At 63.7% G+C, this 20,696-nt stretch carries 23 protein-coding genes and 1 pseudogene; 1 reads left to right on the top strand and 23 read right to left on the bottom strand.

Annotated features, from left to right (window positions below; all coding sequences use genetic code 11):
- Positions 1 to 39: 39 nt before the first annotated feature.
- The 18 genes from JKL45_RS12085 to JKL45_RS30475 form a co-directional block, all read right to left on the bottom strand.
- Complete coding sequence (locus JKL45_RS12085; RefSeq protein ID WP_201861382.1) at positions 40 to 582, bottom strand: DUF488 domain-containing protein; 543 nt, start codon at positions 580 to 582, stop codon at positions 40 to 42.
- A gap of 5 nt (positions 583 to 587) precedes the next feature.
- On the bottom strand, positions 588 to 1,028 hold the full coding sequence (locus JKL45_RS12080; protein ID WP_201861381.1) for a PAS domain-containing protein: 441 nt from the start codon (positions 1,026 to 1,028) through the stop codon (positions 588 to 590).
- A 281-nt stretch (positions 1,029 to 1,309) separates the two neighbouring features.
- Positions 1,310 to 2,158 carry a LysR family transcriptional regulator gene (locus JKL45_RS12075; protein ID WP_201861380.1) on the bottom strand — a complete coding sequence of 283 codons (849 nt, stop codon included), beginning with the start codon at positions 2,156 to 2,158 and terminating at the stop codon, positions 1,310 to 1,312.
- A 355-nt stretch (positions 2,159 to 2,513) separates the two neighbouring features.
- A complete protein-coding gene (locus tag JKL45_RS12070; RefSeq protein WP_201861379.1) occupies positions 2,514 to 2,819 on the bottom strand; it encodes a hypothetical protein in 306 nt (101 codons plus the stop codon).
- Between the two features lie 612 nt (positions 2,820 to 3,431).
- Positions 3,432 to 3,830 (bottom strand): nuclear transport factor 2 family protein, encoded by a 399-nt coding sequence (locus tag JKL45_RS12065; protein WP_201861378.1) that lies wholly within the window; start codon positions 3,828 to 3,830, stop codon positions 3,432 to 3,434.
- Positions 3,814 to 4,080, bottom strand: a complete 267-nt coding sequence (locus tag JKL45_RS12060) for a hypothetical protein (protein WP_201861377.1) — start codon at positions 4,078 to 4,080, stop codon at positions 3,814 to 3,816. The genes JKL45_RS12065 and JKL45_RS12060 overlap by 17 nt, the downstream gene beginning before the upstream one ends.
- Before the next feature lie 379 nt (positions 4,081 to 4,459).
- Positions 4,460 to 4,927 (bottom strand): DUF2231 domain-containing protein, encoded by a 468-nt coding sequence (locus JKL45_RS12055; protein WP_201861376.1) that lies wholly within the window; start codon positions 4,925 to 4,927, stop codon positions 4,460 to 4,462.
- A 68-nt stretch (positions 4,928 to 4,995) separates the two neighbouring features.
- On the bottom strand, positions 4,996 to 5,706 hold the full coding sequence (locus JKL45_RS12050) for an RNA polymerase sigma factor (protein WP_201861375.1): 711 nt from the start codon (positions 5,704 to 5,706) through the stop codon (positions 4,996 to 4,998).
- An 86-nt stretch (positions 5,707 to 5,792) separates the two neighbouring features.
- Complete coding sequence (locus JKL45_RS12045; RefSeq protein WP_201861374.1) at positions 5,793 to 6,341, bottom strand: hypothetical protein; 549 nt, start codon at positions 6,339 to 6,341, stop codon at positions 5,793 to 5,795.
- The gene (locus JKL45_RS12040; protein WP_246498498.1) at positions 6,334 to 8,136 is read right to left on the bottom strand and encodes a family 1 glycosylhydrolase; all 1,803 of its coding nucleotides are present in this window, start codon (positions 8,134 to 8,136) and stop codon (positions 6,334 to 6,336) included. Before JKL45_RS12040 ends, JKL45_RS12045 begins: the two co-directional genes overlap by 8 nt.
- 90 nt (positions 8,137 to 8,226) lie before the next feature.
- Positions 8,227 to 8,754 carry a plastocyanin/azurin family copper-binding protein gene (locus JKL45_RS12035; protein ID WP_201861373.1) on the bottom strand — a complete coding sequence of 176 codons (528 nt, stop codon included), beginning with the start codon at positions 8,752 to 8,754 and terminating at the stop codon, positions 8,227 to 8,229.
- Complete coding sequence (locus JKL45_RS12030; RefSeq protein WP_201861372.1) at positions 8,754 to 9,173, bottom strand: DUF5602 domain-containing protein; 420 nt, start codon at positions 9,171 to 9,173, stop codon at positions 8,754 to 8,756. The genes JKL45_RS12035 and JKL45_RS12030 overlap by 1 nt, the downstream gene beginning before the upstream one ends.
- A 112-nt stretch (positions 9,174 to 9,285) precedes the next feature.
- Positions 9,286 to 11,772, bottom strand: a complete 2,487-nt coding sequence (locus tag JKL45_RS12025) for a vitamin K epoxide reductase family protein (protein ID WP_201861371.1) — start codon at positions 11,770 to 11,772, stop codon at positions 9,286 to 9,288.
- A 30-nt stretch (positions 11,773 to 11,802) separates the two neighbouring features.
- On the bottom strand, positions 11,803 to 12,135 hold the full coding sequence (locus JKL45_RS12020) for a hypothetical protein (RefSeq protein WP_201861370.1): 333 nt from the start codon (positions 12,133 to 12,135) through the stop codon (positions 11,803 to 11,805).
- A 264-nt stretch (positions 12,136 to 12,399) separates the two neighbouring features.
- Complete coding sequence (locus tag JKL45_RS12015; RefSeq protein WP_201861369.1) at positions 12,400 to 13,092, bottom strand: CBS domain-containing protein; 693 nt, start codon at positions 13,090 to 13,092, stop codon at positions 12,400 to 12,402.
- Between the two features lie 155 nt (positions 13,093 to 13,247).
- Positions 13,248 to 13,580 carry a carboxymuconolactone decarboxylase family protein gene (locus JKL45_RS12010; protein WP_201861368.1) on the bottom strand — a complete coding sequence of 111 codons (333 nt, stop codon included), beginning with the start codon at positions 13,578 to 13,580 and terminating at the stop codon, positions 13,248 to 13,250.
- 105 nt (positions 13,581 to 13,685) lie between these two features.
- Positions 13,686 to 14,018: a hypothetical protein gene (locus JKL45_RS12005; protein WP_201861367.1), complete on the bottom strand. Its 333-nt coding sequence runs from the start codon at positions 14,016 to 14,018 to the stop codon at positions 13,686 to 13,688.
- A gap of 37 nt (positions 14,019 to 14,055) precedes the next feature.
- Entirely contained in the window at positions 14,056 to 14,181 is a 126-nt protein-coding gene (locus tag JKL45_RS30475; protein WP_281401757.1) for a hypothetical protein, read from the bottom strand.
- Between the two features lie 293 nt (positions 14,182 to 14,474).
- Here JKL45_RS30475 and ctaD point away from each other — a divergent pair.
- A pseudogene (ctaD, locus tag JKL45_RS12000) lies at positions 14,475 to 16,100 on the top strand (cytochrome c oxidase subunit I).
- Positions 16,101 to 16,185: 85 nt separating this feature from the next.
- On the opposite strand, the gene JKL45_RS11995 reads toward ctaD, so the two are convergent.
- The 5 genes from JKL45_RS11995 to JKL45_RS11975 form a co-directional block, all read right to left on the bottom strand.
- Positions 16,186 to 16,881, bottom strand: coding sequence for an ankyrin repeat domain-containing protein (locus JKL45_RS11995; RefSeq protein WP_201861366.1), 696 nt, complete (start codon positions 16,879 to 16,881; stop codon positions 16,186 to 16,188).
- A 52-nt stretch (positions 16,882 to 16,933) separates the two neighbouring features.
- The gene (locus JKL45_RS11990; RefSeq protein WP_201861365.1) at positions 16,934 to 17,422 is read right to left on the bottom strand and encodes a GlcG/HbpS family heme-binding protein; all 489 of its coding nucleotides are present in this window, start codon (positions 17,420 to 17,422) and stop codon (positions 16,934 to 16,936) included.
- Positions 17,423 to 17,532: 110 nt separating this feature from the next.
- Positions 17,533 to 18,156 carry a response regulator transcription factor gene (locus tag JKL45_RS11985; protein ID WP_201861364.1) on the bottom strand — a complete coding sequence of 208 codons (624 nt, stop codon included), beginning with the start codon at positions 18,154 to 18,156 and terminating at the stop codon, positions 17,533 to 17,535.
- Entirely contained in the window at positions 18,153 to 19,706 is a 1,554-nt protein-coding gene (locus JKL45_RS30655; protein ID WP_201861363.1) for a sensor histidine kinase, read from the bottom strand. Before JKL45_RS30655 ends, JKL45_RS11985 begins: the two co-directional genes overlap by 4 nt.
- Positions 19,707 to 19,831: 125 nt before the next feature.
- Positions 19,832 to 20,431, bottom strand: coding sequence for a DUF2231 domain-containing protein (locus JKL45_RS11975; RefSeq protein ID WP_201861362.1), 600 nt, complete (start codon positions 20,429 to 20,431; stop codon positions 19,832 to 19,834).
- Between the last annotated feature and the right edge of the window lie 265 nt (positions 20,432 to 20,696).

Genomic DNA, 20,696 nt, shown 5'->3' with positions numbered 1-20,696 from the left:
GTGCAGACGACAGGTGCGCGCCGGCTCAGCCGGGGTGTCTCAGGAGGCTTGGTCCCGGGCGGGGTAAAGAATTCCATCAGGGGAGGGGCGGGCGCCGGGCGTGAGGGACGCCGGCTCGATCTTGCCGGGTCCAAGGATGTGGAACACGCCGCACCCGGAGGCGAGCAGGTAGTCGGTGATGATCCGCCGGTGGCAACGCCACCACACCGCCTCGGCGCACATAATCGCCGTGACGCTCGCACCGCCGAGATCGCGCAGCCGCGCCAAGCCGGAGCGGAATGTGTCGCTCAAGGCGTAGTCGGCATAGTTCCGGAAGCTCTTGTTCTCCCAATACTCATTAGGGGAAGGGGGCATCTGGCGCTGCCTGCCGCGCAGCCCGCCGAGCTCGGCGATGTGCTCGTAGCCGATCTGATAACCCGCCAGGCTGTCGGGCAAGGCATCACGGTTGAACTGCGGGTTCGTCCGGGAGCGCGGAACGGTCCGGACGTCCACCACAAGACGGACGTTGGCCTCGCGCAGGAGATCCGCGAACTCCGGAATGGAGCGGGTGGAATGCCCGATGGTGTAGAACGGGTTTGTCATGCCCGTCAGTGGGGGCTCGGTGGAGCGCTTGCGTTTGCCAGCTTCTGCTTCAGGCTTCTGATCTCCTCAAAGCGGCTGGTCACGTCACGCATGACCGCGGCGAGTCCGTGCATCTGCCCCTGTTCGTCCTTGAGCGGCACGATGGTGAACTCCAGCGAGATGCGTTGGCCATCCTTGCGAAGGCCCGGGACAGACAGGAGATCGCCTGCGCCGTAATGGCTCTCGCCGGTTGCCATGACGTGCCGGAAGCCATCCCAATGGCGGGCGCGCAGGCGCTCCGGGATGATGAGATCCAGCGATTGACCCAGCGCCTCGTCGGCGTGGTAGCCGAAGACCCGTTCGGCCCCGGGGTTCCACACGCGGATGATACCCTCGCGGTCGGTCGCCACGACCGCATCCGCGGCGGCGGAAAGAATGGCATTGGCAACCAGTCCGGTCAGTTCCATTCAGGCCTCCTTTGCTGCCAAGGTCATGTGGGGTGGACCGGGCAGAATGCTACCTCCGCATCGGAGCAGATCCGCGACCGGAACGGTCTTTCCTTCCTCAGACCATTTCCAGGCTTATTTGGGGGTCCTCAGGGATGCGCCTCTGAAGGCTTGATGCACCTGACGCGCCGCACTTCGGTACTGGGGAGCTCGTTCAGCTCGCGCCGAAACCTGCCCCTGATGATACCCCACCCTGATTTGCGAGCAGAGAACCAAGCTTGCAAATGCGGGCCCCCGCTGCTTCACTCGGCTTTCATGCCTGAAATCGTGTGCAGGCCACCCAAGGCGGGGCTCACCACGGACATGTCCGCCGTGACGGAATGCACCGCATAGACCGGATAAGAAAATTGGGGCGCGTCACGGACCAGGTGCAGCCGCCCGGATGCAATATAGGGCTCAACCGCGCTCATCCTGAAGTAACCGGACCCGCCAGATGAAAGAACATAGTTAAGGGCGAGCGGGCCGAGATCGATAAAGACATCCGGCACGACATCGGGAAAGTTCATGCCGTGGTGAAGCACGAAATCGGGCCCCCAGTCCATGTACACATAGTCCGTTCCGTCCTGGAGGCGTCCATCGAGGTTGGTTGTGAGGAGCACGAGCTTCTCCTCCCGCAGAAGATCGACCCTCAGTCCGGGCCGCTGCTGGGGCGCATACATGATGGCAACGTCGACGAGCCCGGATGCAACCTGGTTGATCAGGTCCTGCGGAACGTCCACATGCACGCGAAGGCTGATATCCGGCAGTGAACGGCGTATCCATTGGACCCAGTCCAGCAGAAGCGGCTGCCAGAGGCTCACCTCGCTGCCGACGGTCAACACCGCGCGGCGGCCGGGCGGCACCGCAACCTGATGAAGCGTCCGTTGCCACAACTGAACGAACATGGGTGCATGACGCAGGAACTGCTCGCCGGCCGGCGTCAGAGAGGCTCCACCCTTGTGGCGGACGAACAGCTGCCGGCCAAGCTGCTGTTCCAAGTTGCGGACCCGCGCGCTGACCGTGGTCTGACTGACGTTCAGCCTCTCCGAGGCCCGAACAAAGCTTCCCGTCGAAACGATTTCAAGAAACGTCCGGGCGAGCTCAATGTCCATGCCTTCTATAACAAGGAAACTGCACTCAAATGTCAATCAAAACCAGTTATCCTATAGATGCGCACCTTCTGGGCCCCAATCAATCTGGGCTCACGTGCGGATCTCCCTCGCTAACGGAAAGTGGAGCCGCAGGACCTGATCATGCCATCAACGCCTTCCGATGCCGACGAGACGGCAGCGCGTCGTCGCTTCAGGCCTCATGAACCGCGACGCCACGGGCTTGAAACCCATGATGCATCTTTCCGCACCATCCCGCTCGACTTCACGGGTCGCCGGTGTCCCATCGGGGGCTGAGATGGGTGGTCCCGTCCTGAAGCCTCTGGGTTCGTCGTCCATGCGCTGTCAGGACCCGGACTCAAATGAAGGAAACCGCGAACGGAACTGCCATCAGCGCACCAGCGATCAGGCAGGCTGCGAGCAGCGACACCTTCTGACCGGCCAGCCCACGCACCTTCAACGCTGCAGCGCCCGCCGTCATCGTCTGTCCGTTGAGGCATGAACACAGCACATAATGGGCGTCGCATTCGGACAGCCCAAAGAAGGTGATCGCATCGGCGAGTGTGTCGCTTTGCAGACCCTCGTCCCGCAGGACAGGATCTTCGAACGCGACGGTCAGGGCCGAGTTGTCCGCACGCAGGACGTCGCGCTGGCGGCCATCCATGCTTGGTTTCGATTTCCGACAAAGTGTGAACCAGGCGGTCGGGTCTCGCCTCCAGCAGCATGGCCCAGCGTCCGAGCCGTTCATCACGCGTCATCGGTTGCGGCAGGGTTGATTGGACCACGGATGCACCGCGCAGTTCGTCGACAGACCTGTATCTCATGATGGCCTCCAAGCGGCCCTGCGGCAGCGACGGCAGCCCCGCAGATCATGGGCCCGGGCGCCGCAAGGACGCACCCATGCAGGATAGGCCGTTCAACCGGATCACGAAAACGAATAATCTTGCGTGATGACTGCAAGATTTCCGTTGGTCCGCCTGGACACCTATATCACTGCTGTGGCGGAGCGGCCGGGGTGGACACCCCCACGAGCAGGGTGCTCATCTCATGGTCCGGGTGCGAACGGCGTTGCGGGGATGCGCAGGCCCCAATCACAGGTAGGAGGATCCCTTGCCGGATGCAGAAGGCGAATGCACGATGATCCAAACCTGCCTGAGGGAGGAGGCCACCGCGGCGGCGCATCTGACCTGATCAGGCACGGAAATCATCGCCGTTCCAGGTCATGGTACGTTGCAGTCAGCTCCGGAGTTTCTCTTCGCCAGATCAAAGCTTGATTTCAGAGCAATGCATTCAGCGGCAATGGATGGTCCAATCTATAATGAATTGACTGGAATTGGATCTTTCCATCCCGGATCACAAAGCTGTCTGCTCCTTCCATCGCGTTGAAACGGGATGACTGACCCTGCCAGATAAGCAGCGCATACGGACCATTGACTTGCTTCGACAGGAACTCGAACCGGCCATCCGGGAGTTGATCGCGAAGCCGTCGCGCGGACATCCGGATTGCGTCGTGTCCACGAACATTCGAGTTGATCGTGAGCAGAACAACATTCTTCGCGTAGTTGCGGCGAAGATCCTCCTCGATCTTGCCGGCAACCCTCAGCCTCAGGTGATCCTCAAAGACCTCTTCCGCCGAACGCGTCGTGATGCTCACGGCGTCAGTGTAGGACGACATCGTCAGCCCTCAACGTTTCCGACGAGATCCCCAGCGCCTGCTTCCTGCTTGATATTCTCCGTCTGATCTCCCCGACAGTATGCGCAGCGATGTACAGGTTTCGCCGGGCGGCCAAGAACTCGCTACGCTCCATCAAAAAGGGATCGCCAGGGGGAGAAAGCCTTTGGTATTCAGACCTGGCGGAATGAAGCGTCATGAGCGCCCAATGAAGAGCCTCATTCAGAAGGTGAAGTTGCTCGTCCTCGTCCATGGCCCTGCTCTCCCACAGCAACAGTCCTTGGCTGCAACCGCATGCGTGTTCCCACCATCCATCTGCGGCCTTCGAACCTCTCCGGGTCGCAGGGCCCCTTCAAAGCCCTCGACCGAGATGGTTATGGGCAGGTTCGCCTTGTCAGGTGCAGGTCATTTGAAACATTCCAACCGGTGCGCCGTGCACTAACCTCGTGGGTTGAGGTTGGTGGATGTCGGCAGTGTTATCAAACGAATTGTATTGCTCCCTGAGACCGGTTTCGTTGCTTTACGTCGCCCAACTGCGGACACCGGCTCTCTCTGGGTACTCTGTCCTGCCTGCGACCTCGTGCTGCTGGCGGTTGGCAGCACGGCGACGTCGAGAATTCGGATCAGGTCCCCTAATCCGAGACGGCGACGCGGTGACGGTAGACCATCTCCCATCCGCGCCAGCCGGTGTAGAGCAGGAGGAGAACGACGACGAGCGAGATGACGAGCCCCGTCGGCAGAACGGCGGCGTCCCCGGCCTCGTAGCGGCGATACCAGTTCCACAATGAGAGCAGGACTACGACGACGTTTCCGAACATGTGGTGCCAGGCCGCGGACAGATTGCGGATGCGCCGGTCGCCCATGAAGTCAGTCAGGCCGGCAAGGGCCGCAAGGGCTGCCATGATGAGCGCGGCGCCCAGAAGGTAGAGCGAAGCCATGCTCCAAGCGCTGCTGCCCGTGTTCCAGAACAGCAGGTCACACACGAGGGTGGCCACGAGAAAGGCGACCGGGAAGGGGATCAGCATCGGATGCAGCGGATGACCGGCGATCTGCGCGGTGCTTTGAGGATTTCCTGTGCGTACGGGATTATCGGCTCGCATGACGTTCTCCATTCCTCATTCAAAATGAAATCCTGCGATGATGCTGTTCATCTCCTCGAATGGCTCAGTCATCCCTCCGGAGGCTCCGGCAGGCCGAGACGCTCCAGCACCGCTTCCGTGATCCGGGCGCAGCGGGCGCCCGCGCACGGGAAGAGGTCGCCCACGGCCGATGACAGGGTTCTGTCGAGGGATTGCCGCAGGAGGCGCCGGGCGCGATGAAGCCGCGTTTTCACCGTCTCAGGCCGCAGGCCGAGGTGAGCGGCGGTCTCCTCGATGCTCATCTCCTCGATGTCCCGAAGCACGAAGACCATGCGGAAGGAATCAGGCAACTGGTCCACGGCCCGTTCGAGCAGACGCCGCACCTCGGCTCTGGCCGCGGCGGCTTCCGGATCACCGTCCTGGCGGGCCGACGGCAGGTAGATCACGCGGGCCTCCCCCTGATCGTTGATGGCATCGATGTCCTTCAAGCCGACCGTGATGCGCCGCCGTCGGAGCCGTCCTAGCGCCTCGTTGAGAGCGATGCGCGTGAGCCAGGTGGAGAGTTGCGCCTCGCCGCGAAAGCCGTCCAGGTGGGTGAAGGCACGGACATAGGCCTCCTGGACCACATCCTCGGCCTCGGCATCGTCATGAAGGACGCTGCGGGCCACGCGGTAAAGCTGCCGATTGTGTCTCTGCATGATGAGCCGGACCGCGGCCCCGTCCCGGTTGCGGGCCCGTTCAACCAGCGCCAGATCATCGATCCCGTCCAACCCTGTTGCCGCGACCGCCTGCGTTTGCATGGCCAAGCTCCTGTTGCTATCCATTAGATGGGGAATGCTGACAAAGGTTCCCGAACGGGCCCCGATCATGGGAAGGGCAGGTCCTATCAGGAGGATGGGGGCTGGGAGGACGGGAGCGGCCGAAGCATCTGCCTCTGGGCCGCCGCTTCCGGTCCCGTGCCCCTGGATGCTGTTCGGGCTTCGCTCTGCAGGCTGGCATGCAGGCGGCGGTGAACCAGCGGGAACATCAATCCCATCGCGAGGCCCCAGAGCAACTGGGCCAGCAGCAATCCCGCAGCAGGATAGCCGCGCAGGACGGGCTGGTCCGGCAGCCATTGCAGCAGCGGGACCGGTCCGAGCATCCAGAGCACGAAGCCGAATGCCATCCCGAACAGCCAGCCACCCCGCGGGTCATTGGCCGCGCGCTGGAACAGCCAACCGTACACAACCCCGCCGAGAAGCATCAGACCGGCGTAGGCGAGGCCGGCAGCGAACACGGACGTGCCGGTTGCCCGGGCAGGCGCATCGAGCGCCTGGAAACCGATGAGGGCAGCCAAAGCCGGGACCGTGGCGATCACGCCTGCGATGGCGCCTGCCAGGAATGGCCGTTGGGTCGGGCCCGCATCAAGGCCATGGGCCTGGAGCATCCTAAGCATGCAGCCTCCTCGCTTCCCGTGTCATGATTTTTGAGGCTTCCTCCAGCACCGCCTCGATGGAAGATGCCTCGCTGAGGTCAGCCCCGAAGAGGCTCACGAGGTGCTGGTACGCGAGGCCGACCGTCCGCGGGTCCCGGTTGAGGTCGAACAGGCCGACCGGATTGACGTTGCCGAGCGGCCCCCGCAGAGCGATGTCCCAGTCGACCTGATCGGTAAGCGAGTACCAGGTGAAGCCGACGACCGGCACGCCTGTCTGGCGGATGAGTTGCACGTTGTGCCATTGCCGCCAGAGCCATCGCGGTCCATCGCGGGCATCCATTCGGTTGGTTTCGGTGTGCATCATCGGTCGCAGGTAACGCTGGTAGTACTGGCCGGCGACGGCATACCAGCCGAAAAGCTCGCCCAACACCTGCGCATGACCATTGCTGTCGATGAGCTTCTCGTTCCACTCGTAATAGTCGACCCCAAGGATCGAGCGGTTGCGCACGTTCTGCTGCATGAACCACGCGTATTCGTCAGGTGGCATGCCGTTCTGGAGGAGGTAGGCACGGGTGTCCTCGTGCACAGGATGGGCATACAGGAGATCCAGCGGCAGGAAGCGCCGTTCGTTTTCGAAAGCGGCGATGCGGCGAACCTTGGGATCAGGGCAGCAGGGCTGGTAGAACTCGCCGCTCTCGCTGTTGACGAATACGGCATCTGGGCGCTCGGCCGCAATCGCCTGCATCATCAGCACGTTGGCCTTGGCTAGGTGACGAACAGCCGTGACGAAAGCGCGCTCGTCCCGGCACTGCTCGTTCCACAATCCTTCGAGCGCGCTGAGCTTGGCGCAGACATACATCTCGTTGACCGGGGTATAGAGCTGCACCCACGGATAGCGCTGGGCGAAGGCCTTGGCATAGTCGGCGAGCGCCTGCGGCACCTCCGGGTTCTGGAAGTTCTGCAGCCAGTCGGGCAGGCCGAAATGGCACAGGTCCATGATTGGCACGATGCCAAGCCGCTGCATCTCGGCGGCAACCTCATCTAGAAAAGCCCAGTCATACTGGCCGGGGCCGCGATGGATGAGGTGCAGGGGAGGGCCGTAGCGCAGGTAACGCAGGCCAAGATCCCGCACGAGCTGGAGGTCGGTGCGCCAGTGGTGGTAATGGCCGCAGGCTGCCATTTGGTCCATGCGCCATCGCCCACCCTCAAGGGTGGGATAGCTGCACTCGATCCCGGTCGCGAACATGAACCTGTGTTCGACCGGAGCACGGGACGAACTGACAGGCAGGTGTAAACTCCCAGGCCGGGTATTCAGGGCTGGCGGTTGGCTCGCCGCATACCCGACGGGTCGGGTGTAGAGCAGGCCCAGCACGCTGCCCCAGATCAGGTGGCCGGCTGCGATAGAGAGCGGCTCGTGCATTTCCCCGCCTAAACCGAACAGGCCGGAGGAGGACATCACACCGCTTTGCACGAGCGGGTGCATGAGGTCGAACTGCGGATGCATGATGAAGATCGCCAGCGGCATCGGCACGAACGCGAACGCCATTCCCTGGAGGACAGGGCGCAGCGGCAGGACGGACCAGAAGAAATAGGTGTAGAACACGGCCCAGATTGCGCCGACCATCAGGTGCAGCAGCATGCCGGCCAGCCAGGACACCCATGGGCTCGCGTTGGGAAGAACCAGTGTCCCGAGTGTCATGACAAGGTCGAAGAATGGAACGCCGGCCCAGATCAGCAGCCGGGCGACGATCTCCCAAGCGATGGCGCCCGCCATGCCGGCGATAACCGCCTTTGTGAAGGCAACCGAGCGGATCATGGCGCCCTCCTCTGTGCCTGGTGGGGCCCTTTGGGATGACCATTGGATCGGAAGGAACCAGGAAGGTTCCCGCCAATGTTGGATCAGCCCTTACGTGCGCCTGACGACGCCCCGGCGCATGATCTCGTCGATGGACGGGAAAGCCTGGAGAGCGATCTCGGGGAGGGGCTCCCCGCCGGCCGCTTGCGCCGACACGCTGGCAGCTGGAGACCGGCCGGGCTGACCGACGATGATCCGCCCGACCATGCCGGCATGCTCGTGCGGGACGCAGTAGAAGTCGTACACGCCTTCCACCGTGAGCGTGACCGAGAAGCTCTCGTTCGGCAGCAGATAGTCCGAGTCCCAGGGCTCTGCCCCCTCCGGAATGCGCTGCGGGCGCTCGAAGTTCTTCGGATGGTAGGCTGTGGCCGTGTGGGAGTTGCCGGGATCGAGATTGATCCAGCGGATGGTCTGTCCGGGCTCAACGCGCAGGCCAATTGGATCGAACCAGACATGCGAGCTGTCCGTGTTGCCCTGCATCCGGATCTCGACCGGTTCACCAGCAAGCGAGAGCCGGGGCCTTGCCAGACCGGCGAGGAGACCCCCGCCGATCCGCAGGATGTATCTGCGTGAAATCATCACTTCGCCGCCACCCGTTGCTCGTCGGCCTTGGGCACATGCCACAGGACGACATGGGCGTGAGGTTTCTCAACACCCGGATGGCCGGCGTTGAAGTAGACGTCGACATGATCGACTTTGCCGCCCGGTGCGGCGAGATCGTCGAAGCGCTTGTCCTTGTTCGAGAGATCCTCGATGGGCAGCATGTAGACCGTGCTCACAAGTCGCCCGTCTCGGTCATAGGCGAGGAACGGGCCGGCCGGCAGGGTCTTGGGGTCGACATAGAGCTGGCCGAGGCCCGGCAGGAAGTCGGGTATCTTCACAAGTTCGCTCACCTTCTTGTAGGCACCTGTCGGTGGCGCCTTCTCAACCTGGTCGGCGGCGAGGGCCGGCAGGCTGAAGGCGGCAGCCAGGGCAAGTGTGGTGAAAGCAATTCTCATAGCATCCTCCGATGACGCGCCGGGTCCATCTGTGCCCGCGCATCCCCATTGGATGGAAGCAATCCCAAAAGGTTCCCGGCCGGGATGACGGCGCCGTGAGGCAGTCATTTTGCTACACCACCACCCGGCTCCAGGATCCGTACTGCTCACGGATCGGGCCACGGCGGATACTGAGTGCCACAAGCGCGGCGCCGCAGGCGATGCTGGCCACGGTCGCCGTCATGCTGGCCCCATGGATGAACGGGGTGGCAAAGAGCGCCAGCCCGAGCGGGATGTTGAGAAACCGCAATGGCCTTGCCACTTCCGCGGCGGCCAGTGAGACCACCGTCAGGACAAGAGAGCCGATCAGATGATCGGAGTTAGCCATGCTGCCTTCCGCCCCGAGCGTGACCCGCGTGAACAGCAGGGACAAGCCAACCAGTCCCGAGAGAGCAAGGTTCCACGGCAGACTGACGCCGCCGCCCACCATATCCTTGATCACGGCGCCAGGTGGCCTGTCGAATTCGTCGGCCTTCGGATTGGAGTCTCGCGCCTCGTCCACGTCATCGGTGTCGCCCAGGAGGAACACGCGGAGCGCGTTCCGACCCCTCTTTATCCGGCGGCGCATGAACTGGAACGTCGCGATCATCTCATCGAGGGAATAGGGAATCTGCACCAGGATCGCGGCGGCGCCGATCAGGGCGATGATGCTCCAGGTGCCGATGACTATCGGCTGGATGATGATGAACACAATCGAGACGACACCCAGAGGCGCGATCATCAGGCCGAAGAGGATCACCAGCCAGGGCATGGTGCGCCAGCGGGCCCGCGAGCCGACCAGACCAGTGAGGATCTCCAGCAGGTAGGTGTAGCCGCCCACAGCGGCATCGGACACCGGCCATGCCTTCGACACCGACGAGGTGATGATCTCCTCCGTTCCATTCTGGGGATCGGATGGCGAGCCGGAGAAGAACGGATCCCAGACATCCGGGATGTGACCGAGCTGGTAGGCCGCCAGGTAGCGCGAGACGTAGAGGCCGACGAGCGCCAGGATGATGATCGGCAGGCGCTGCACCCAGCTGGACGGGTTGTAGCTCCAGCCCGGCGGCACGACTGGCCCGGTAAGCGCGGCGACGGCCGAGGAGCCGGGCTCGGGCTTCGTGCAAACGGCAAAGGCGAAGATCAGGAAGCCGACAAGCGTGTCGGAGAGATAGGCGGCCGCGCTTTGCGTCGAGAACAGGAAGGGCGCCGCCATCACCAGCGCGCCGATTACGGCGCATATCCAGCGGACCCATTGCGCCCGCCAGGACAGGGCCGCAGCCGCGAACACCATGACGGCACAGCCCAGGACGATTTCGCTCCAGCGCAGGAGAGGCTCCGGGACATCGATCAGCAGCGGCTGGGTGATGAGCCAGGTGCCAAGGCCCATGTTGGCGAAATGCGCCCAGCGGTTGGCGCGATGCTCGGATTTGGTCCTGGCGGTGTGCCGGGCGTTCAGCTCCTCCGGGTTTTTCCCCAGATCGGCCGCCTCGCTCAGCCAGGCCGGGGGTGTGACCCCATTCGCCTTGTACCATCCGGCTGGGTCCGCCTTGAGGGCTGCTGCGAGCCGAGGCAGTTCGTCCTTCAGCCGGTGCCGGGGCTCCCATCCGAGGAGCTCGCGAGCCCGTCGGACGTCGAGGGCGTAGTGGTCATCGGCCATGGCAACCATGAAAGGCTTGATGAACGGCTCCTCGCCTCCGTCAATCAGGTCAGGGATGACCGGTTCAAGCTCGTCCTGCGCCCAGGCTCCGGCGGCGGCCACTATCTTAGGCAGACGCAGCGTCGGCCAGTTGTCCTCGCCGTGCAGGAGCCGGCCGAGCTCGTCCTGGAGCGCCTCGTATCCCATGGCGTCGGGTTCGCCGATCAGGATCTCGGCGTTGGGTGGCAATGCGGCGCGGCGGTCGACCGTACGGTGGAAGGCATCGAGCATGTCCGCCCGGTGCAACATGGATTGACCAACGAGCGTGCTGCCGGAGTAGAAGTGGCTTTGGAAGTTCCGTTCGTACACCCTCGCCATCTGCTGGGCCATCGTGGGCACGGTCGTGTGCTCGTCATAGACGCCGGCCAGCCTCAGGATGGCATAGGGGATCGGCCCGTGCTCGGCCCGGATCACCTCCTCGGCTGCGGCCTTCGACCTGGGGTAGGCCCAGCGCGGATCAATCGGCTGCCGTTCGTCAATCCGCTCGCCGGGGCGGCATGGCGCATGCACCAGCATCGTGCTCGCATAGACGAACTGCTCGACTTCGAACCCCTGCAGGGCGCGCAACAGGCGCCGGGTGCCCTCGACCGTGACGGATTGATAGAGAGGGTGATCGTCACCCGTAAAATCGAAGTAGGCGACGAGGTGGATGACGCTGGCGATGCGTGACCCGAAGGTGTCGCGGAATTTGCGGAACGCCAACTCCATTGATGCGTCGGACGTGAAGTCAACCGCGATGACCGGAAAGTCGGCCCCTTCCGCAACACGGTCGAGACCGACGGTGCGGTAGTCGCGGCCGAACACCTTTCCCAGCGAGCGGCCCAGATTGCCGGTTGCGCCGGTGATGAGGACGATGGGCCTTTGATCGGTGGATAAGGTCAAGAAAGGGCTGCCATGCAAAGCCTGCGCTCCTCAATTCTCACCGGCGCTCAATAAACTGCCAGCCAGAAGCGCGGCATAGCAGATGAAGTAGTTCACAAGGGCGACGGCGTAGAAACGGCTTGCCTGATCAGGTTCTGAAACCCGCTCCGCTCGCCACCCGCGGCCAAGCGCGGCTCCCCCGAGGAGGCCGAAAGCGAGGACCGCTGTCCGCAGACTCGGTCCGAGCCCCTGGCCGCCGGACGCATCCATGATGATGCAAACGGCGAGCACAAGAGAGGCCCTGGCAAGTGCCGTGAGCACAATGCCGTACAGAACCGCTTTGAAGTTCGGTGCTGGCGCCGTTTCACCCCGGGTCGGTATCATGTCTACACCATCACGTTCTGGAAGCCCGATTATGCTGAAGCATCGAGCCACAAGGGCCGAGCACCTGAAAGGACCGACACGGTCCAAGGCGGATGAACATGGAGGACGGCAATCTCAACAACAGCAGCTCCATGACAAATCCGGCCGCTTCGAGAGGTGGGGCAGAACAAATCTTGCCTGCTCGTGTGACCTCGTGGGGTCGCTCGGGCAGCCAGTTTGGCGTTCCACATTTCTCCAGCGTTGAACTGATTCAGCGTGAGCTCCTTAGAAGACATAAGAGACGGGCGGTACCACCGAAAGGTGATCCTCCACCGCCTTCACGCCGGCCTGGTTCTCCGCAGCAAGGCGGAGCGCGTGTCGCTCCTCGTCTGACTGGACGATGCCGAACAGGTGAACGACGCCATTCTCGATGACGATGTTCTTCGACAGGAGATAGGCCCAGGGCTGACCCTCAAGCTCGTCGTTCAGCCGCTCCCGAATGATGCGGTCGGCAACGTTCATCGGCTTCGACACGTCGGTGGTCGCCAGCACCTGAAGCAGGTTGCTTCTAGTCACGATGCCGACGAGCCTTCCGTTCCGCAGCACCGGAACACGCTTGATCCGATGTTGCTCCAGGGTGCGGGCCGTGTCGGCAACCGACGTGGTCTCCAGGACCGCGACCACCTCGTCCGTCATGACGTCGCTGGCGGTCCGGCCATGTGATTTGGCGTAGTGCTGAGCCAGCACCGTGGGGCCATTGAGGAAAGTCTGCCACCAGGACCGGCGTTGTTCGCCGGCCAATTGGGCATGCCCGATGAGATCGCCTTCGCTGACAATACCGAGCAGCCGCTCCTCGTCATCGATAACCGGAACGCCGCTGATATGATGGTCGCAGAGCAACTTGGCGATCTCGTGGATTGACGTCTCGGGCCTGACCGTGATGACCGCTCTCGTCATGACGTCCGCGGCGGTGAGCATCCCTGCCTCCTCTGGGTCTGCGCTGACGAGAGGCCTGTGAAGGTATGCCGGTCATCGGCGCCATCGGTCGACAGGAAAGAGGGTATGTGCGGACAGGGTACGTGACAAACGAATAGATTTGCAGGTTCAAATCACTTTCTTTGCACTTTGATTGTCTACCGATCTTCGGACAAGGAAGCGATCATAAGGCTGGCGTGAGCAAATGCTCCGCCGGCCCGCATCTCGGCGGCCACCCAGACGGCTTCCATCAGCTCCTGCGCCGTCGCTCCGGCGCGCTGAGCCGCCTTCGTGTGGCCCTGGATGCAATAGGGGCATTGGGTGACATGGGCGACCGCGACGGCAATCAACTGCTTCGTCTTAGTGTCCAAAGCACCGGCGGCGAACACCTGGCGGCTGAATGCGTCGAAGGCGGCCTGCACGTCAGGGGCGAGTTCGCGGCGGCTGCGCGCCAGCTCGGGCGATGGCTCAGGGTAAAGCGGGCCAGACATGTTCACCTCCTGACAGAGCCGCGGTGTATTTCGAAGAGCCGCGCGGGATTCGAGCCTTGGCCGTGCCGCAGGGCTCCCCTCACGCGACCCTCAGTCCTCCTCGTCTCAACCGGCCATCATCCGGCGTAGCGGGAACTCGCCTGGCCATTCCCTGCCGCAGAGTGGAGCTTCCCCGCCGGGCTGCCGCCGGCGGTCCTGATCGATCCAGGACCTGAGATCCGATGTATTGATCAACTGGAACAGGTAAAAGCCGTTGAAGTGGACGCTCTCCTCCGCAGCCTGGTGATTGAACCCTGGCGAGCCGGCGGCACAATCCCGCACGCGTCCGACGAAGCTCCATGGCGGACCCGTGATGAAGGCCGGCACAGGCCGGACCTCCGGAACCGCGCAGATGAGCTCCGCGCGGTCGGCGTGGCGGAACAGATTGTAATTGCACATGTTTGGGCCCTCCCGTTCTGCTGATCCTTCCTCTCGCCTAAAGCGCGACGACGCACCAGGCGAGCAGGGCCAAAGAGCCGGACAAAAGGCTGAGGGCCCACCATCGTTCGCCTGTATGGTTGGCGGCGACGGCCATGGACCGAGTGGGCTTCGCGTGCTGCATGATCACCCTCCATCGTACCGTGGGCTGACCTGTTCCGCCGCCGTCCCCATCCGGACGAGGGGCGATCCGGCGAAATGGTGCAACAATCCTCGGCCCGCCCAACGGCCGCGACAAGCGAAATTGTTTGCCGCCAGCAAGCAAAAGAATTGAAGTCAGGCTTTCGCCGCGACGGTTCGGGGCACCGGCTCGCTGGCCGACGCAACCCGCAAAAATCTTGCCGCCATGCAGCAATAAAATGCGTTTGCCACAGCCCGGACCTTGATCGAACCTGTCACGGATCGGAGGCTGACGGCATGGACGAGAGAGTTGACCAGGGCACGCAGCACAGTGGCGGACATGGTGACTACCCGACCTTCTGGCGCCGGTGGTTCTACTCGACAAACCACAAGGACATCGGCACGCTCTATCTGATCTTCGGCTTCACGGCCGGCATCATCGGCGGCCTCCTCTCCATCGGCATGCGCTTGGAGCTCCAGGAGCCGGGTCTGCAGTGGTTCTCCAATCCGCAGGCCTACAACGTCTTTGTGACGAGCCACGGCCTCATCATGATTTTCTTTGTTGTGATGCCTACTCTGATCGGCGGCTTCGGCAACTGGTTCGTGCCGCTGATGATCGGCGCGCCCGACATGGCCTTCCCGCGGATGAACAACATCTCGTTCTGGCTCCTCGTGGCGGCGTTTGCCCTGATGCTCTGCTCGCTCTTCACCGAGGGTGCGCCGGGCTCAACGGGCTTCGGCGGCGGCTGGACCGCCTATCCGCCGCTCTCGACCGTGGGGCACCCAGGACCAGCCTTCGATTTTGCGATCCTCTCAATTCATCTTTCAGGCGCCTCCTCGATCCTGGGTGCGATCAACTTCATCACCACGATCCTCAACATGCGCGCTCCGGGCATGACGCTGCACAAGATGCCGCTGTTCGCCTGGTCCATGCTGGTGACCGCGTTCCTGCTGCTCCTGTCGCTGCCGGTTCTCGCCGGCGCGATCACGATGCTGCTCACCGACCGCAACTTCGGCACCACCTTCTTCGATCCGTCGGGCGGTGGCGACCCGGTGCTCTACCAGCACCTGTTCTGGTTCTTCGGCCACCCCGAAGTGTACATCATGGTCCTGCCGGCCTTCGGCATCATCAGCCACATCGTCTCGACCTTCTCCAAGAAGCCGATCTTCGGCTATCTCGGCATGGCCTACGCCATGGTGGCCATCGGCGTGGTCGGCTTCGTCGTGTGGGCGCACCACATGTACACCGTCGGCCTCTCGCTCCAGACCCAGGCCTATTTCGTGTTCGCCACCATGGTGATCGCGGTCCCCACCGGCGTGAAGATCTTCTCGTGGATCGCCACCATGTGGGGCGGCTCCATCCGCTTCACGGCGGCCATGCAATGAGCCATCGGCTTCATCTTCGTCTTCACGGTCGGCGGCGTCACCGGCGTGGTTCTGGCGAATGCTCCTGTCGACCGCTACATGCACGACACCTACTACGTGGTGGCCCACTTCCACTACGTGCTGTCGCTCGGCGCGGTCTTCGTGATCTTCGCCGGCATGTACTACTGGTTCCCGAAGATCACCGGCTACGTGATGCCCGAGTGGATCGGCAAGCTGCACTTCTGGGTCGCCTTCATCGGCTCCAACGTGCTGTTCTTCCCGATGCACTTCCTCGGCCTCTCCGGCATGCCGCGCCGCTATGCGGACTACCCCGACGCGTTTGCGGGCTGGAACATGGTGTCGTCCATCGGCGCCTACGTGTTCTTCGCCGGCCTGTTCATCTTCATGTTCGGCGTGGTCTATGCCTTCATCCGCAAGGAAAAGGCTGCCGCGAACCCGTGGGGTGAAGGTGCGACGACCCTGGAATGGACCCTGTCCTCTCCGCCTCCGTACCACCAGTTCAACACACTGCCGCGGATCATCGACACCCATCATTGAGCAGGCGCGGGGCGACGCCCCAACTTTCTTTGCGGCAACGCCAGCCTGCCCTCTCGGTTTCATTGCGCGGAAATGGATCCCAAGGTCAACGCCGGCGCATGGCGCTGTGCAACAGGGACACCATGCCGGTGTACCCGCGAGCCTGCGCGAGCTGCAGGGGCGTCGACCCGTTCCGGTCGGAAATCCGGGGGTCGGCACCGGCTTCGAGGAGCGTACGCACTGTCTCTGTATGACGGGCACCACCGTCGCCGAGGACCACCGCCTCGATCAACGCGGTCCAGCCCAGGTTGTTGACGTGGTCAAGCGGCGCGCCGGCGCGGATAAGCTCGCGCACAATGCCGTCGTGGCCGAGATGGGCCGCGGCGATCAGGGCCGTGCCGTCGTAGATGCTGGTGACCAGCTTTGCGCTCGCGCCGGCCGCGAGCAGCGCCTTCAACGTCGGCACGTCATCTCTGACCGCCGCGATGGTCACAGCGTCATAGCGCTGGTTGTCGAGCAAACCGGGATCGGCCCCGGCGGCGATCAGGGCCCGTGCCGCCGTCCCGTGCCCCTGGAACGCTGCCACGTGCAGCGGCGTGCGGCCGTTGCCGTCATGGGCATTCAGGTCGGCGCCTGTTTGGGCCAGCCGCCGGATGTCGTCGACGGAGCCTTGGGCTGCGGCCGCGTGCAGCCCACGATAGGCCGAGAGCTCAGCTGGTGTGGGAGGGGTTTGCGCAGAGGCCGCGCCCCCGGACAGTGCCAGGATTCCGATCAATCCGATGAGCACAAACGGGTTGGTCATGGTCCGTCCCCCTCTGGTGCGGTGGCCCACCGTTGCAGGCCACCGCTATCGGTTACTTCAGTTTCGCTTGCACCTTGGCAAGACCAGCGTTCGCGCATTCCTCATCAAGGTGGCCGCCCGGAGCGCCACCAACGCCCACAGCCCCGATGACCTCGTCGCCCGCTTTCACCGGCACGCCGCCGCCGAGCAGGAGAAAGCCCTCGATGGCCGCCAGGTGGCGGGCGGCCGGGTTCTTGTCGGCGTTTTCCATGATGGCGGTGGTGTTGTTGCGGGCGGACGCCGCCGTGTAGGCCTTTGCTCGGCTCGCCTCGACAGTATGGGGACCAGCCCGGTCGGCCCGGAGCACCGCGCGCACGAGCCCGGCACGATCCACCACCGTTGCCGTCACGTTGAAGTTCTTGACGGCGCAGGCCTCGACCGTGGCTTGGGCCAGCTCCTGGGCAATGGCCAGCGGCATGTTGCGCTCCTGAAGGACTTGGGCGCCGGCGGCCGCAGGAGCCAGGGTGAGAGCCGCGACAACGGCATTGCGAATTTTCGACATGGCACTTCTCCGGTGGGGATCGTTTAGACCCCGGCTTGTTCGACACCTGGACTTTAGCCAACCAACGCCCGGCGGGTTATCGGTGCGGCACCGGAGCAATCTACGTAGTTCTACGGAGAAGTATGGGTCGGGCGAGCCAGGAGCACGAGGCGCACCATCTCGGCGACCGACGTCGTGCCAAGCTTTTCGGCGAGATTGGCGCGGTGAGTTTCAACCGTACGCGGTGAAACCCCCACGGCCCGGGCGATCTCCTTTGTCATCCAGCCGCGGGCCACCATGTCGAGGATCTCGTTCTCGCGCTGCGTGAGACGGGAGAGAAGCGCCACCGCCTCATCGACCTCGCTGGCTTCACGGCGCTGCGCCTCAAGCCGCGTGAAACCCGCCTCGATGGCTTCGATCAGCACCTGCTCGTCGACCGGTTTTGTCAGGAAGTCGACGGCGCCGCCCTTGAAGGCGCGCCGGCAGGCATTGATGTCGCCATGGCCGGTGATGACCACCACCGGTATGCGCTCACCATCGGCGGCAAGCCGCTCCAGGAGCTGAAGGCCTGAGAGGCCGGGCATCCGCACGTCGGCGACGATGCATCCTACAGCCTTCTGGTCCCGCCGCTCCAGAAAGGCGAGGGCGCTTGGAAAGGCCTCGACCGCGAACCCAGCCGCTCGCAGGAGCATCCGGAGCGCGTCGCGAACGTCATCATCATCGTCGATAAGGAATACGGTGCGGGAGAAGTTCACTCGGCCGCCTCCTTCCGGCGTTCAACGAGCAGCGGCAGGCGGATCGTGAACACGGCACCACCCTCCGGAGCATTCGCCGCCGTGATCCGCCCGCCGAAGGCCTCGACGATGCGTTCGCACAGTGGCAGGCCAAGGCCCATGCCGTCGGGCTTGGTGGTGAAGAACGGCTCAAACAGGCGCGGCAGGTCCGCAGCAGGGATCCCGGGGCCCTGGTCTCGGACCACAATCGCAGCCGATCCACCGCCAACGGTTGTTGTGACCGTCACCGTCCGCCGCTCCTGCGACAGGACCTCGATTGCGTCCGCGGCGTTGCGCACGAGATTGTGCACGACCTGCTCGACAGACACCCGATCCACCAAGCAGACAGGATCGCCTGGGTCAAGATCGAGTTCCAGAGCGATGCCGCGGCGCTCCAGATCGCCCTGCATCAGCTCCGCAACGTTATTAATCAGGCGGTTGAGGCTCGTGGGTTCGGGTGCGGGCCCGCTGTTCGACACGTAGGCGCGCAGGCGCGCAAGGATGTCGCCGGCCCGCTTGGCGAGACGAACGTTCGCGTCGAGTGCGCCAATGATTTCATCCCAATCGGGGGAAGGGGCACGGGCGAGGCGAAGGCCCGCCTGACTGCGGCTGAGGATGGCGGTCAGGGGCTGGGTGAGCTCATGGGCGATGCCGGAAGCCATCTCGCCTACGGTGTTGACCCGCATCGCATGAGCGAGCCTGGCCTGGTGCTCGTGAAAGCTCGCCCGCTCGCGGGCCTCCCGGGCAGACCGACGCTCGCGCAGCACGAAACCTGCGAGAAGCACCCCAATCCCGGTGATGGCCGTTACAAGTGCAACTGCGAGCGGTGGCAGGAGCTCACCGAATCCGGGCTGACGGGCCACCCGCAGGAGGAGCGGCTGGGACCGGCTGCCGAGCGCTTTCTCAAAGATGAAGTTCGGGAGGAGCCCACCGGATGAGATTACCTCTCCCGCCTGAGTGAGATCGCGCCCCGACGGGTCGCGGAGGGCAAGGTCGGTCCCCGCCGGCAGGTCGCCCTCGGGCTCCATCAGTCGCCGCGCATCGACTGTCATGACCAGAACACCAGCTAGAGACGTGGTCTCGGGGAGTCGTTTGATCAGGTGATAGGCTTCGGCGCCGTTGGGCTCAGCTATCACAACCGCTTGTCCCGGGGAGAGTTTGGCAGCAGCTGCCGCAAACTCGCTCATTCTGGGACTCTTAGGCTGGTCCCCGCGGGTGGTGAACACCAGGTCTGGAGCAGGCCCGACACTGATGACATCGATGCCGGTGATCCGGGGATAGAAGCGCAGGATGGCCTCGGCGAGAGCACCCAAGGTCGTGACCGAGCGGTCGGGGCTGGCCAGCACGGCGGCAAGGCTCGTCAAGTGCGCGTCATGCTGATCTGCCCGTTGTGAGACAACACGGTGCAGGGTACGCGCTTCGGCCTCAAAGCTGTCGCGGACGCGGACGAAGTTGACGGACGCGACGGCGACCGCCGCGATGATCGTCAGCGCGAGCCAGGCACCGAGAGCTCCTGCGGCACGACTATTCACGGGCGGGGAACAGGGAAAGCATGGTCACGAGACTAGCGTCGTGACAGCCGCCCGTCGACTGCCCGGCGTGGCTGTTTCAGCGATGGGTGCCGACCCTGGGCAGGCCCAATGCGCACGGACCCGGCCTATCCTGCGGCCGGTTCTCCAGCCGTCGGGCGCTCCTGCAGCCTCGGGGCGATCTGCCCTTCGGCCATCTCCTGGACGGTGTGTCTGAGCGCATGGCCGACGTTGGACACGGATGCGCGTGCGGCCCTCCCGAACCCGTCGTGAGGCATCTCGGGCGTCCGCTCCGGCTCGATCCCGTCGGCAGGAGTCACGCCGACGCCATGCGTATAAACCATCCGGCCGCCAAGATAGCCCGAATACGTGACAAGGGCGGCCCCGGCGAGACCTGCCAGCAGATAGCCAGCGCTGGGCCGTCGGCTGCGGGCACGGATCGCTGCCAAGCCCACCGACAATGCCAGCAGGCCGATGTTGAGCGTGCGATGAGTGACGAGGAGATCATGAGAGGCATCGCTGGTCCTGACCGCCTCCTGCGCGGCAAAGCCTGCGATCCCCGTCGCGGCCACGCTTGCGGCGGCCACCGGCATCAGCTGGCGCCCCATTTCCATCAACGAGTCGTTGTCGGTGAGCGTGCCGATGAGATCGGCGGCCACCGCGGTCGGCAGCAGAGCCACCGGGAAGTGGGCAAGGGCGGGATGGACTTCGTGAACGCGCATCGGCATCGCAAACCTCACAGTCAGAGAGATCGCCTCTTCCTCAGGAGGATGACGGTCATTGCCTCTCCTCTGGACAGGCGGATGTGGCATTGATCCGGGACCGTGTGTCCGGAATGTGGTCCGGAGGCTGCCTGAGACGTCAATTGCCCGCCGCAGCACAGGTTCCGACACCACATGCAGCGCGAGCGAACCTCCTACTGAATAGTCAAGCTGGAACAGTCGGTGTGTCTTCCGATTGGACGTTAGAGCGCAAGGCCCACGGGTGGCCCTC

The organism is Microvirga soli (genome assembly GCF_016734765.1).
GTDB classification, from domain to species: domain Bacteria; phylum Pseudomonadota; class Alphaproteobacteria; order Rhizobiales; family Beijerinckiaceae; genus Microvirga; species Microvirga soli.
This window is presented reverse-complemented; position numbering and strand designations above follow the sequence as displayed.